The organism is Avibacterium sp. 21-586 (genome assembly GCF_026226775.1).
In the GTDB taxonomy this organism is placed as follows: domain Bacteria; phylum Pseudomonadota; class Gammaproteobacteria; order Enterobacterales; family Pasteurellaceae; genus Avibacterium.
Window position 1 is genome coordinate 981,105 of record NZ_JAKKOD010000001.1, and the last position, 14,686, is coordinate 995,790.

The following is a 14,686-nucleotide window of genomic DNA, read 5'->3' on the forward strand; positions in this document are numbered from 1 at the left end:
TAACTTCTATTATTTCGTTATCTCACTAAGTATTCTTACTCTTCCTTCTCAATCAAAAACAAGCCAAAACCCTTGAGCGTTGTATAGTTAAGCCTCTCGGGCAATTAGTACCGGTTAGCTCAACGGCTCACACCGCTTACACACCCAGCCTATCTACGTCTTAGTCTCAAACAACCCTTACAGCCTTATAGACTGGGAGAACTCATCTTGAGGCAAGTTTCGTGCTTAGATGCTTTCAGCACTTATCTCTTCCGCATTTAGCTACCCAGCAGTGCCTCTGGCGAGACAACTGGTACACCAGTGATGCGTCCACTCCGGTCCTCTCGTACTAGGAGCAGCCCCTCTCAATTCTCCAACGCCCACGGCAGATAGGGACCGAACTGTCTCACGACGTTCTAAACCCAGCTCGCGTACCACTTTAAATGGCGAACAGCCATACCCTTGGGACCTACTTCAGCCCCAGGATGTGATGAGCCGACATCGAGGTGCCAAACACCGCCGTCGATATGAACTCTTGGGCGGTATCAGCCTGTTATCCCCGGAGTACCTTTTATCCGTTGAGCGATGGCCCTTCCATTCAGAACCACCGGATCACTATGACCTGCTTTCGCACCTGCTCGACTTGTCTGTCTCGCAGTTAAGCTTGCTTATACCATTGCACTAACCTGACGATGTCCGACCGTCATTAGCAAACCTTCGTGCTCCTCCGTTACTCTTTGGGAGGAGACCGCCCCAGTCAAACTACCCACCAGACACTGTCCGAACACCCGTTTCAGGCGCTTCGTTAGAACATCAAACGTTAAAGGGTGGTATTTCAACAACGACTCCACGATAACTGGCGTTACCGCTTCATAGTCTCCCACCTATCCTACACATCAAAATTCAAGGTTCAGTGTCAAGCTATAGTAAAGGTTCACGGGGTCTTTCCGTCTAGCCGCGGGTACACCGCATCTTCACGGCGATTTCAATTTCACTGAGTCTCGGGTGGAGACAGCCTGGCCATCATTATGCCATTCGTGCAGGTCGGAACTTACCCGACAAGGAATTTCGCTACCTTAGGACCGTTATAGTTACGGCCGCCGTTTACTGGGGCTTCGATCAGGAGCTTCTCTTTCGATTACACCATCAATTAACCTTCCAGCACCGGGCAGGCATCACACCCTATACGTCCACTTTCGTGTTTGCAGAGTGCTGTGTTTTTAATAAACAGTTGCAGCCAGCTGGTATCTTCGACTGGTTCATGCTCCATCCGTATAGAACTTCACACTACGCCAGCGCACCTTCTCCCGAAGTTACGGTGCTATTTTGCCTAGTTCCTTCACCCGAGTTCTCTCAAGCGCCTGAGTATTCTCTACCTGACCACCTGTGTCGGTTTTCAGTACGGTTTAGATAAACCTGAAGCTTAGTGGCTTTTCCTGGAAGTGTGGTATCAATTACTTCAGCACCTTAGTGCCTCGTCATCATCTCTCAGTGTTTATAGTGAACCGGATTTGCCTAATTCACCCACCTACCAACTTAAACGTACATCTCCAACAGTACGCTAACCTAACCTACTCCGTCCCCACATCGCAGTTTATCCAAGTACGGGAATATTAACCCGTTTCCCATCGACTACGCTTTTCAGCCTCGCCTTAGGGGCCGACTCACCCTGCCCCGATTAACGTTGGACAGGAACCCTTGGTCTTCCGGCGAACGGGTTTTTCACCCGTTTTATCGTTACTTATGTCAGCATTCGCACTTGTGATACGTCCAGCAATCCTCTCGAACCACCTTCTTCCGCTTACACAACGCTCCCCTACCCAACAGTATTACTACTGATGCCGCAGCTTCGGTACTATATTTTAGCCCCGTTACATCTTCCGCGCAGGCCGACTCGACTAGTGAGCTATTACGCTTTCTTTAAATGGTGGCTGCTTCTAAGCCAACATCCTAGCTGTCTAAGCCTTCCCACTTCGTTTCCCACTTAATATAGATTTTGGGACCTTAGCTGGCGGTCTGGGTTGTTTCCCTCTCCACGACGGACGTTAGCACCCGCCGTGTGTCTCCTGTGCATTACTCTTTGGTATTCGGAGTTTGCATCGGTTTGGTAACCCGGGATGGGCCCCTAGCCGAAACAGTGCTCTACCCCCAAAGGTATTCACACAAGGCTCTACCTAAATAGATTTCGGGGAGAACCAGCTATCTCCCGGTTTGATTGGCCTTTCACCCCCAGCCACAAGTCATCCGCTAATTTTTCAACATTAGTCGGTTCGGTCCTCCAGTTAGTGTTACCCAACCTTCAACCTGCCCATGGCTAGATCACCGGGTTTCGGGTCTATACCTTGCAACTCTTCGCCCAGTTAAGACTCGGTTTCCCTTCGGCTCCCTTATTCAGTTAACCTCGCTACAAAATATAAGTCGCTGACCCATTATACAAAAGGTACGCAGTCACCCTTTCAGGCTCCCACTGCTTGTACGTACAGGGTTTCAGGTTCTATTTCACTCCCCTCACCGGGGTTCTTTTCGCCTTTCCTTCACAGTACTAGTTCACTATCGGTCAATCAGGAGTATTTAGCCTTGGAGGATGGTCCCCCCATCTTCAAACAGGATTCCTCGTGTCCCGCCCTACTTGTCGTAAGCTTAGTACCATCACCAATTTTTTAGATACGGGATTATCACCCTCTATGATTGAGCTTCCCAGCTCATTCTCCTAAATCAATGACTATCACTTACTGGCTACTCCGCTTTCGCTCGCCGCTACTCACAGAATCTCGGTTGATTTCTTTTCCTCGGGGTACTTAGATGTTTCAGTTCTCCCGGTTCGCCTTGTTTACCTATTTTATTCAGTAAACAATGATAGGTTCTTCACCTATCGGGTTTCCCCATTCGGACATCGTGGGTTAAACGCTTCTTATCAACTCACCCACGCTTTTCGCAGATTAGCACGTCCTTCTTCGCCTCTGATTGCCAAGGCATCCGCCCTGTACGCTTTCTCACTTAACTATACAACCTCAAGGATTCTCTCCCCGAAGCTATATCCATTCTCGTTGAGAACGCTTACTTGCTTTTGTTCAAGTAAGTCTTCTTCTACTCAGACTTTTTCAACTTAATAAGATATGGTCTTCTCATCCCATCATCTCATCAGCTTGAAAGTCTCTTCAGTTTTCAGCTTTTTTACATTGTTAAAGAGCAAATCGCTAAAAAATTAGCTTTAAATGGCGTCCCCTAGGGGATTCGAACCCCTGTTACCGCCGTGAAAGGGCGATGTCCTAGGCCTCTAGACGAAGGGGACTACATGTAAAGGTAATCTCTACGCAACATTCAGTTTCGCTATTCTTGTCTAACATCAATCATCACAATCTGTGTGAGCACTCATCTTCCCTGTTTCGTTAAGGAGGTGATCCAACCGCAGGTTCCCCTACGGTTACCTTGTTACGACTTCACCCCAGTCATGAATCATACCGTGGTAAACGCCCCCCTCGCGGTTAAGCTATCTACTTCTGGTACAACCCACTCCCATGGTGTGACGGGCGGTGTGTACAAGGCCCGGGAACGTATTCACCGCGACATTCTGATTCGCGATTACTAGCGATTCCGACTTCATGGAGTCGAGTTGCAGACTCCAATCCGGACTTAGATGCACTTTCTGAGATTCGCTTACCCTCGCAGGCTCGCTTCCCTCTGTATGCACCATTGTAGCACGTGTGTAGCCCTACTCGTAAGGGCCATGATGACTTGACGTCATCCCCACCTTCCTCCAGTTTATCACTGGCAGTCTCCTTTGAGTTCCCACCCGAAGTGCTGGCAACAAAGGATAAGGGTTGCGCTCGTTGCGGGACTTAACCCAACATTTCACAACACGAGCTGACGACAGCCATGCAGCACCTGTCTCATAGCTCCCGAAGGCACAAACTCATCTCTGAGCTCTTCTATGGATGTCAAGAGTAGGTAAGGTTCTTCGCGTTGCATCGAATTAAACCACATGCTCCACCGCTTGTGCGGGCCCCCGTCAATTCATTTGAGTTTTAACCTTGCGGCCGTACTCCCCAGGCGGTCGATTTATCACGTTAGCTACGGGCACCAAGCTTAAAGCCCAATCCCCAAATCGACAGCGTTTACAGCGTGGACTACCAGGGTATCTAATCCTGTTTGCTCCCCACGCTTTCGCACATGAGCGTCAGTACATTCCCAAGGGGCTGCCTTCGCCTTCGGTATTCCTCCACATCTCTACGCATTTCACCGCTACACGTGGAATTCTACCCCTCCCTAAAGTACTCTAGCGACCCAGTCTGAAATGCAATTCCTAGGTTAAGCCCAGGCCTTTCACATCTCACTTAAGTCACCGCCTGCGTGCCCTTTACGCCCAGTTATTCCGATTAACGCTCGCACCCTCCGTATTACCGCGGCTGCTGGCACGGAGTTAGCCGGTGCTTCTTCTGTGGCTAACGTCAAATCAGCGTGCTATTAACACACCAACCTTCCTCACCACCGAAAGAACTTTACAACCCGAAGGCCTTCTTCATTCACGCGGCATGGCTGCGTCAGGGTTTCCCCCATTGCGCAATATTCCCCACTGCTGCCTCCCGTAGGAGTCTGGGCCGTGTCTCAGTCCCAGTGTGGCTGGCCATCCTCTCAGACCAGCTAGAGATCGACGGCTTGGTAAGCCTTTACCTCACCAACTACCTAATCCCACTTGGGCTCATCTCATGGCAGGTGGCTAAAAGTCCCACCCTTTAATCTTCCGATTCTATGCGGTATTAGCCATCGTTTCCAATGGTTATCCCCCTCCATAAGCCAGATTCCCAAGCATTACTCACCCGTCCGCCACTCGTCAGCATCGAAAGCAAGCTTTCAACCCGTTACCGTTCGACTTGCATGTGTTAAGCCTGCCGCCAGCGTTCAATCTGAGCCATGATCAAACTCTTCAGTTTAATCTTCTCAATTCGTACACTAACTAAGCTATATGATTCAATTACATTAAATCACTATGAATTTCAGTTAAGCACTTATCGTTTATAAATCTTTTAATTTACACAGTATCAACAAGTGCCCACACAGATTGTCTGATTGATTGTTAAAGAGCAAAAAACAACGACGCGATTTGTATCAGTCTACTTTTACAACGTCGCGTCGTTGTCTGCCGCATATTATAGACATCTACGAAATCTTTGCAACTCCTTTTTGCAAAAAAATTGCAAATAATGCGAAAAATCATTGCAACTGATTATTTTGAAATCACACCGATGATTTATTAGGCTAAGTGCGGTTAAAAATCAGTAAGTTTTTCCTCAAACTTAGATTTCTATTTAACAAATTCATTGAAAAAACATAAAAAAGGCTTATGATCAAATTGTGGAATATCCCACGATTCATTAAGAAGGAAAATAGTATGGCTTTAGGCTGGTATGAATTGAAAAAAGCAAGTGATGGTCAATTTATGTTTAACCTTTATGCGGCGAACTCGCAAATTATCTTGACCAGTGAATTGTACAAAACCAAAGCGTCTGCGCTAAACGGCATTGAGTCTGTACAGAAAAATGGTAGTGATGAGGCGAATTTTGAGTTCCGCGCGACAAAAAATGACAAACCTTATTTCGTATTGAAAGCAAAAAATCATCAAGAAATCGGACGCAGCCAATATTATGCTTCTAAAGAAGGGGCAAAAAATGGCGTAAAATCAGTAGTGAACAACGCACCGACAACTCAAATCAAAGATTTAACTGCCTAATTTAAAAGATAAAAGCGAGGATTTCTCGCTTTTATTTTGTCAAAATAATAGATCGTTTAATCCCCCGCGATTTTCCCTTGAAAATTCCTTATAACCTTGTAGGATTTGGATATGGCATCAATATAAAAGGAGCAAGAAAATGACAAAAAATATTATCGGCCTTGGTGTAGCAGGCAATTTTGCAGGGCATTTGGAACAAGCAGGAGAAGCGAGGGATTTTGCGCAAGTGAAAACGGCAGAAACCCATCAACCCAAAGCGATTTTTCCTTTTTATGTACCAGCGGAGAATTTAGGCGACTATGAGTTTTTGGCAGAAAATCCGTTAAGTGCCGAGCATATTCGTTTTCCGCAAGCGGGCGCGGATAATTTACAGATTGAGCCTGAAATTGCCCTGTTGTGTAAAGTGCAATATTCTGACGAAAAAGTTACCGCACTTTTGCCTTACGCCTTTGCGGCTTATAACGATTGTTCGATTCGCCGCCCTAATGCCAATAAAATTTGTGAAAAGAAAAACTGGGGAGCTGAAACCAAGGGCTTAGCGACAACAACAATTCCACTCACGTCCTTTTCCTTAGGCAGTGAAATTGATGGTTATCGCATTGCTTGCTTTCATAAACGAGCTGGTGAGATGAATGCTTATGGTGTGGATAGCCCCGCCTTGGGATACAGCTATTTTCACCAAAAATTGCTCGATTGGATTGTGGGGCAAATGAATAATCAGCCTGATTTTGGCCCGATGAATCATATCGCTGATTTGCTGAAAAAAGCCAATTGCCCAACACAAGCTATCATTAGCATTGGTGCAACACGCTATACAGAATTCGGCACGAGCCATTTTCTGCAACCTGACGATGTGAGCATTGTGGTGGTGTATAACGGCAATAAATATTCGCCACAGCAAATTGAGCAAATGGCTGAGCAAGAACGTTTTGCAGAAGATATTTCAGCCCTAGTGCAGAAGGTGATTTAACGGAATTTGAATAATAAGGGGAAGCACAAACAGCCTTCCCCTTTTATTTAGACTTTCGGCGTTTACGCTTTTCGCCGTAACGACACTTCACCGCCATTAAATCGTACAACGCCTTGTTCCGTTTCTAATAAAAGGTAGCCTTCGCTATCTATGCCACGCTCAATCCCGTGTTGACTGGCATTTTCGCTGATTAAGCTCACGGGCTGATTAAGAAAAGCATCCCATTCTGCCCAGTTTGAATGAAAAAATGCCATTCCTTTTTGCTCAAAGAGATCGAGATAATGATAAAGTCGCTGCACTAGTGCGATGATGATTTCATCGCGATCAAAATGCGGTAGCATTTCTCGTAATTCTGCCCAAGGTTGACTAATATTAGCTTGTTTTGGTAAGGCAAGATTAATGCCAATGCCGATAATCAAATTTAGCAAACCATTCTTACGATTAGCAATTTCTACCAGCACGCCTGCCAATTTTCGCCCTTGCAATAACACATCATTCGGCCATTTCAACCCTATGCTTTGCGCGCCCAAGGCTTGCAAGGTTTCTGCAATGGCAATGCCGATGACTAAACTCAGCCCATTCAGCGAAATCTGCGGTGGAAGCGTCCAATAAGCACTGAGAATAATCTGCCCTGCAAAAGGCGAAAGCCAATCACGCCCACGTCGCCCACGCCCTGCGTATTGATATTCTGCTAAGCAAAGCTGCCCTTTTTCTAGCTGTTCAATCTGTTCCAATAAAAATTGATTAGTGGAATGAATCACAGGTTTGACCAGAACGGGATACGGTGCAAGACGTTGCTCTATTTTCTCTGCCGAAAGCAAGGGTAATTCTGGCTTGAGCCGGATTTCATCACCGTTCAGTTCAAACTTAATGCCCTGTTCGCTTAACGCCTGAATATGAGCATTGATTTGCGTTTCATCATAATGTAAAAGTGCGGTCAAATTTTGGCGAGAATTTTTCTTACCGTCCGCCAACAAGGTCAAAAGCTCAAACATTTCTTTTCCTTTTATAACTTTTTATAAATAGTAGCGAATTTTTTAAATACAAAAAATATTTGCGGTTTGCCATTCCCAACCCAGCATAAACTCTGTATAATCTCACCGCAATATTTTTTACTCATTTTTAATATTAACCAAAGGGATTTTTCCTTAAATAGAGAGAATATTGCTATGCTACGCGTATTAAAAGAAGCCCTCACGTTTGATGATGTCCTTCTCGTTCCAGCACATTCCACCGTGCTACCAAACACTGCCGATCTATCCACGCAATTAACCAAAACCATTCGTTTAAATATCCCCATGCTTTCTGCCGCAATGGATACCGTTACCGAAGCGAAACTTGCCATTTCCCTTGCACAAGAAGGCGGTATTGGTTTCATTCATAAAAATATGAGCATTGAACGCCAAGCCGATCGCGTACGTAAGGTGAAAAAATTTGAAAGTGGTATTGTCTCAGAACCAGTTACCGTATCGCCAGATCTTACCTTAGCTGAACTCGCTAATTTAGTAAAAAAGAATGGGTTTGCAGGCTATCCTGTTGTAGATAAAGAGGGGAATTTGGTTGGTATTATTACTGGACGTGATACCCGTTTTGTAAAAGATTTATCGCAAACCGTGGAAAAAATGATGACCCCTAAAGAACGTCTTGTTACTGTCAAAGAAGGAACATCGCGCGAAAGTATTTTAGAATTAATGCATAATCATCGTGTAGAAAAAGTTTTAATGGTTGATGATGCCTTCAAATTAAAAGGAATGATCACGGTTAAAGACTTCCAAAAAGCAGAGCAAAAGCCAAATGCGTGTAAAGATGAATTTGGACGCTTACGTGTGGGGGCTGCGGTAGGTGCGGGTGCGGGCAATGAAGAACGCATTGATGCGCTAGTAAACGCAGGCGTAGACGTGTTACTGATTGACTCATCACACGGGCATTCTGAGGGCGTGTTACAACGTGTGCGTGAGACTCGTGCAAAATACCCTAATCTACAAATCATTGCAGGCAATGTTGCCACAGCTGAAGGGGCAATTGCACTGGCTGATGCCGGAGCAAGTGCAGTAAAAATTGGTATCGGCCCCGGTTCAATTTGTACTACGCGTATTGTAACCGGTGTGGGTGTACCGCAAATCACTGCTATTGCTGATGCAGCAGAAGCCTTAAAAGAGCGTGGTATTCCTGTGATTGCTGATGGTGGTATCCGCTATTCAGGTGATATTGCCAAAGCGATTGCTGCCGGCGCAAGTTGCGTAATGGTGGGTTCAATGTTCGCAGGTACAGAAGAAGCGCCGGGGGAAATCGAATTATTCCAAGGCAGAGCCTTTAAATCTTACCGTGGAATGGGCTCCTTAGGTGCAATGAGCAAAGGTTCATCTGACCGCTACTTCCAAAGCGATAATGCCGCCGATAAACTCGTGCCAGAAGGCATCGAAGGGCGAATTCCATATAAAGGCTATTTGAAAGAAATTATCCACCAACAAATGGGGGGCTTACGCTCTTGTATGGGCTTAACTGGTTGTGCCACTATTGAAGATCTCCGCACTAAAGCCCAATTTGTACGCATCAGCGGCGCAGGCATCAAAGAAAGCCACGTCCACGATGTCACCATTACTAAAGAAGCACCGAATTATAGAATGGGGTAAAAATATAACTCTATCAATATTAGGATATAATATGGGTACACGTTTAAAGTCAATAGCTTTTCCATATGAAAAAACCAATGATGAATTAATAAAATTAGTAAAATCGTGGTTTTTTAATCCATTATTCAAAAATGAGATTATTGGTTATTCGCAAATTGGGATTGAACGAAGAGGTAATACTGTTGTCGTATATAATTTTCCTGTATTTAAAATATTGGACAATCCAGCATGTTGGGAGAATATTCTTGATGAAAGCGGTATAATATTTGATTGGTTCATTGTCCTTTTATGCATTACTTCAATGGATAACTATGGATATGCCCTGTATGAAAAAAATAACAATATCAAAACAGCATATGATTATTTTGATAATGATGCACCTATTTTTATAGGTGAAATGCTTGATATTGAGAAGCCTTATTTTAATGCACAACATTATTTTATTCATATTGATGATGACGAAGAATCTAACAAAATTTATACTATCTCTGAAAAAGAATCGGACAGCTATAGAGAGTTTTTAGATTTAGAAAATGGTGAGCAAGTTGAATATCGTTCTATGGTTGAATGCCTGATGATGGAATTATCGATGCAGTATCTAAACGTAAATATAGCATGGGATTTATTTGATTATGACTTTTCGATAAAAATAGATAATTCCAAATATGTTCCACTTGAAGAAAAGCATGTTAAAAAGAATAAAAAAAATCTTTTTAGCTGGTTTAAAAATATTAATCTATTTAAATAAAGGATAATATGAACAACACCCACAATCACAAATTTTTAATCTTAGACGTTGTTTCGCAATATCCCCAGCTTATCACTCGCCATGTGCGGGAAATTGGGCGGTATTGTGAGCTGTGGGCTTGGTACGTTACAGAATAATAAATCCGTGAATTTGGTTATGTCTCCGTTTCTTTACAAAATTCAACCACATTTTGTTTTTGAAAAGAAAATAATAAACCTTAGCAAAGCAGATGTTTGGACATTATCGGGCAGAAAAATATAATTATATTAAAGAAGCACAACAATATGTTAAATAATAGATATATTATTGCCTTTATTTATACTCTTGCAATAGGATTCGCATTTCCTATTATTCGGTATGTAAGTTTACATTTTCATATTCTAAATAATAATGCAATCCGGCTATTGTCGGCGGGCATTGTTTTTTTAGCCATTGTTATATGGAAATACAAGCAACAGACTATACTGATCATAAAAAGTCCAAAATTAATCCTAAATTTGCTCGCTATTGCAATCATTATGGTATGGAATATTTATCTCTCAACGGAAGGAATTAAATATACCACTGCACTTACAGGTAGCATTTTCGGCATTATTATGATGCCTGTCGCGGTCATAATGGCAGCTTTATTTTTTCAAGATGAACGAAAAGCATTACATTCAACCTATTTTTATATTGGCTCAACCATTGCATTAACAGGCTCATTTGCATTCGTTTTCTACGGGCAAGTACAAAGCGAAAGCCAAGATTTGGCAAAAGGCATTTTGTTTCTCATCGGCTGGATCATAGTACAACCGTTGCAAAATCTTATTGTAAAAAAAGTTGCTATGCAACTTCACCCTATTGTCATCAGTGCATCAACAGCACTGTTATCTGGAATCATTTATTTAGGACTAGCCACAGAAAACGGAGTAATTACCCAATTATATGAGACCAGTATTTTTATGCTGTGCGTACTTATCTTTGCTGGCATTTACTGCTTAATGGCAGGAATGTTTTTAGCCTTTTATATTGTACAACAGCAGGGATTAGTGTTTTTTAATGTGCTACAATTGCTTGTACCAATTTCTACTGCTATCATCAGTTTCATTTTATTAGGGGAAACTATTACTTTCCAACAGCTCATCGCAATGTTGTTAGTAATGTTTGGTTGCTTTATTGCATTAAAAAAATAATATTTTCTTGCCCATTGGGGCTGCACTTTAAAGGTAAAAAATGAACAATATCCACCACCATAAAATTTTAATCTTAGACTTTGGTTCGCAATATACGCAATTGATCGCTCGCCGTGTGCGGGAGATTGGGGTGTATTGTGAGCTATGGGCTTGGGACGTAACCGAAGAGCAAATCCGTGAATTTAATCCGACAGGGATTATCCTTTCTGGTGGGCCTGAAAGTACCACGGAAGAAAACAGCCCTCGCGCACCTGAATATGTGTTTAATGCTGGTGTACCCGTGCTAGGCATTTGTTACGGAATGCAGACAATGGCGATGCAGTTAGGCGGTTTAACGGAAACTTCTGACCATCGTGAATTTGGTTATGCCTCCGTTTCTTTACAAAATCCAACCGCACTTTTTGCCAATTTAGATGACGGTGAACACAAATTAGATGTTTGGATGAGCCACGGTGATAAAGTAACCCAATTACCCCCGCACTTTAAGATTACAGGCATTACACCAACTTGCCCGATAGCGGCAATGTCCGATGAAAACCGTCATTTCTATGGTGTGCAATTCCACCCTGAAGTAACCCACACTAAAAGCGGTTTAGCACTTTTAACCAATTTTGTGGTGAATATTTGTGGCTGTGCACGCAACTGGACACCTGAAAATATCATTGAAGATGCCGTCGCTCGCATTAAAGAACAAGTGGGTGATGATGAAGTAATTTTAGGTTTATCGGGCGGTGTGGACTCTTCTGTTACCGCACTTTTATTGCATCGTGCTATCGGCAAAAATTTGCATTGTGTCTTTGTGGACAACGGCTTGTTACGCTTAAATGAAGCAGATCAAGTGATGGAAATGTTTGGCGATAAATTTGGCTTAAATATCATTCGAGTGGACGCTGAAGATCGTTTCTTAAATGCGTTAAAAGGCATTGATGATCCTGAAGCGAAACGTAAAATGATCGGTAAAGTCTTCGTTGATGTCTTTGATGATGAATCGAAAAAACTAACCAGTGTAAAATGGCTTGCACAAGGCACTATTTACCCTGACGTGATCGAATCTGCCGCCAGCAAAACAGGTAAAGCACACGTGATTAAATCTCACCACAATGTTGGTGGCTTGCCTGATTATATGAAATTAGGCCTAGTTGAACCTTTGCGTGAATTATTTAAAGATGAAGTGCGTAAAATCGGCTTAGCATTAGGCTTACCAGCAGAAATGCTTAATCGCCATCCATTCCCTGGCCCGGGATTAGGCGTGCGTGTGTTAGGTGAAGTCAAAAAAGAATATTGCGATTTACTCCGCCGTGCAGATGCAATCTTTATCGAAGAACTCTACAATTCTGGTTGGTATTACAAAGTCAGCCAAGCCTTCACGGTTTTCTTGCCAGTAAAATCCGTTGGTGTAATGGGCGATGGGCGTAAATATGATTGGGTGGTTTCACTAAGAGCGGTAGAAACAATTGATTTTATGACCGCACATTGGGCACACCTGCCTTATGATTTACTTGGCAAAATATCTAATCGTATAATCAATGAAGTAGATGGTATTTCCCGCGTGGTTTATGACGTCAGCGGAAAACCACCTGCAACAATAGAGTGGGAATAACCCCCCTGCTTTTCATCATTATTCAATTCATTTCAAAAATAGTAACGCACTGTAATTGCAGGGCTTTACTATTTCATTTGATTTCACACCATTTCATAATAGTTTATTTTTCTGTCGGGATTTCTGACGGTAAAGTATTACCAATATCGTCAATCTAATGGCGGTAAATTTGACGTAAAATGCTAACAGATACAAAAATCAAATCTAATACCGCCCCGTAAAGTGTGCCTCTTGGAGGCAAAAAAAGGTCTCTCAAATTTTTTTAAGATTGTTTTGGCACCACAATCCCCAAAAAGAGAGACCTTATGACTACTTTACAACTAAGCCCAACCCAATTATAAGCCATTTGTAACGAGTTTATCGAAAAACCTAATGGCATCAATACGCTATTATCCATTATACTAAACAGCCTCATGAAAGCCGAGCGCAAGGATATCTTAACCACCAGCAATGGTAACAAAGCTAATGGCTACCGCAGCCTACGCGGACTGGATATCAATGAAGCGATTGAGCTTGCCATCCTCAGAGACCATTCGGGACAATTTAACCCCCTCCAGCTAGAAATCATGAGAGAACAGCAGGATATGCTGAATGAGCTGTGTTTTGATTTGTATGTCAATGGTTTAACCACCTGTCAAGTCTAAGACATTACTTAAAACATCTATGGCAAAAAACTTTCCAAGAGCGCGGTATCACGCATCACCGAAAACCTATATGAAGACATTAAAGCCTTTCGAGAACGCCCACTAGGGCGTCATTACGCTATCATCTACTTGGATGCTACTTACATTAAAACCAAGCGTAAGACCGTCTCTAGCGAAGCGTACTATGTTGTGCTCGGTGTGAAGCCAGATAAGACACGTGAGGTGCTCGGTATCTATAATGCCCCAACAGAATCTGCCAGCACTTGGGACAGCATCTGCCAAGATTTGAAAGACAGAGGCATACAACAGATTCAATTAGCTATCATCGATGACTTGAAAGGGCTAGATCAGACAATTGAAAAACACTTTGCCTGCCGTGTACAGAAGTGCGTACAGCACCTGAAAAGACGCCAGCTAAGCCAAACATACTATCCGAAAGCTCTTAACATACTGGCTGATGGGGATAAGCTAAGTTATTATTTAACCTATCTGTATGACGAAAGCGAGGTGCAAAATAGGATTTATACGCCCAATCAAATTGAGCGGTTGAATAAGTCATTTAAGCGTGTGTTAAAGATACGCAACAGTATGCCCAGTGTGGATTCTGTGTTAACGCTGATGAGTAAAGTTGCTATTGATATGGGTGAAACGACTTACCGCTACCCATTGAGCCGTTTTGCAGATTCAGTACTTTTTAATTAAACTGCCCATGCTAGCTTTCTTGCAAAAAGACATACTTTTGAGGATGGTATCTCAAATCTCTTAAACCTAAAGATAAAGTATATAAAGTCTCAGATCGAGACGGTCTCTATGTTTCTGTGTCCGTAGCAGGGACTATCATTTTCCGCTATGACTAGCGTATAAACGGCGGGCGAGAAAAGCTGACAATCGGTAAATATGGTACCGATGGGATTAATCTTGCTGAAGCTCGTGAGCGTTTGATGATTGCTCGTAAACAAGTTAGTGAGGGGATTTCGCCATCAAGCCAAAAGCGCGTTGAATGCAATCAAATCCGTAATGCTGATCGTTTTTGTGTTTTTGCTGAAAAATATCTTGCCGATGTTAAATTAGCTGAAAATACAAAAGCTTTGCGCATTGCGAAATACGAGCGAGATATTAAAGAAACCTTTGGAAATAGACTAATGAGCGAAATCACCACAGATGAAATTCGCTGTCATTGAGAAAAAATTAAAGATCGTGCCCCCCTCT

Annotated in this window: 8 protein-coding genes, 1 tRNA gene, 2 rRNA genes and 2 pseudogenes; 9 read left to right on the plus strand and 4 right to left on the minus strand. The window is 43.0% G+C overall.

From position 1 onward, the window contains the following. Nucleotides 1-83: 83 nt before the first annotated feature. The 3 genes from L5B71_RS04470 to L5B71_RS04480 all read right to left on the minus strand — a co-directional run bounded on the left by L5B71_RS04470 (nt 84) and on the right by L5B71_RS04480 (nt 4,910). Nucleotides 84-2,982: ribosomal RNA gene (locus tag L5B71_RS04470) — 23S ribosomal RNA — on the minus strand. A gap of 213 nt (nt 2,983-3,195) precedes the next feature. Next, a tRNA-Glu gene (locus L5B71_RS04475) sits at nt 3,196-3,271 on the minus strand. Between the two features lie 98 nt (nt 3,272-3,369). Further along, nucleotides 3,370-4,910 (minus strand): 16S ribosomal RNA (locus L5B71_RS04480). Together the 16S and 23S rRNA genes with 1 tRNA gene alongside form the textbook arrangement of a ribosomal RNA operon. 458 nt (nt 4,911-5,368) lie before the next feature. On the opposite strand from L5B71_RS04480, the gene L5B71_RS04485 reads away from it, so the two are divergent. Then, nucleotides 5,369-5,707 (plus strand): YegP family protein, encoded by a 339-nt coding sequence (locus tag L5B71_RS04485; protein WP_265757189.1) that lies wholly within the window; start codon nt 5,369-5,371, stop codon nt 5,705-5,707. A gap of 139 nt (nt 5,708-5,846) precedes the next feature. Next, entirely contained in the window at nt 5,847-6,677 is an 831-nt protein-coding gene (locus L5B71_RS04490; protein ID WP_265757190.1) for a DUF5718 family protein, read from the plus strand. 62 nt (nt 6,678-6,739) lie between these two features. On the opposite strand, the gene birA is transcribed toward L5B71_RS04490, so the two are convergent. After that, on the minus strand, nt 6,740-7,672 hold the full coding sequence (birA, locus tag L5B71_RS04495; protein WP_265757191.1) for a bifunctional biotin--[acetyl-CoA-carboxylase] ligase/biotin operon repressor BirA: 933 nt from the start codon (nt 7,670-7,672) through the stop codon (nt 6,740-6,742). Nucleotides 7,673-7,846: 174 nt separating this feature from the next. Here birA and guaB point away from each other — a divergent pair, with 174 nt between their 5' ends. The 7 genes and pseudogenes from guaB to L5B71_RS04530 all read left to right on the plus strand — a co-directional run bounded on the left by guaB (nt 7,847) and on the right by L5B71_RS04530 (nt 14,658). Beyond that, complete coding sequence (gene guaB / locus L5B71_RS04500; RefSeq protein ID WP_265757192.1) at nt 7,847-9,310, plus strand: IMP dehydrogenase; 1,464 nt, start codon at nt 7,847-7,849, stop codon at nt 9,308-9,310. A 31-nt stretch (nt 9,311-9,341) separates the two neighbouring features. After that, a complete protein-coding gene (locus L5B71_RS04505) occupies nt 9,342-10,058 on the plus strand; it encodes a hypothetical protein (protein WP_265757193.1) in 717 nt (238 codons plus the stop codon). Nucleotides 10,059-10,066: 8 nt separating this feature from the next. Then, nucleotides 10,067-10,192: pseudogene (locus L5B71_RS04510) on the plus strand (glutamine-hydrolyzing GMP synthase); the annotation flags it as partial. A 150-nt stretch (nt 10,193-10,342) separates the two neighbouring features. Then, complete coding sequence (locus tag L5B71_RS04515; protein ID WP_442780733.1) at nt 10,343-11,233, plus strand: DMT family transporter; 891 nt, start codon at nt 10,343-10,345, stop codon at nt 11,231-11,233. Between the two features lie 40 nt (nt 11,234-11,273). Next, nucleotides 11,274-12,833 (plus strand): glutamine-hydrolyzing GMP synthase, encoded by a 1,560-nt coding sequence (guaA, locus tag L5B71_RS04520; protein WP_265757195.1) that lies wholly within the window; start codon nt 11,274-11,276, stop codon nt 12,831-12,833. Between the two features lie 359 nt (nt 12,834-13,192). Then, nucleotides 13,193-14,179: pseudogene (locus L5B71_RS04525) on the plus strand (IS256 family transposase). A gap of 239 nt (nt 14,180-14,418) precedes the next feature. Further along, the gene (locus tag L5B71_RS04530; protein WP_265757196.1) at nt 14,419-14,658 is read left to right on the plus strand and encodes a hypothetical protein; all 240 of its coding nucleotides are present in this window, start codon (nt 14,419-14,421) and stop codon (nt 14,656-14,658) included. Nucleotides 14,659-14,686 lie beyond the last annotated feature (28 nt).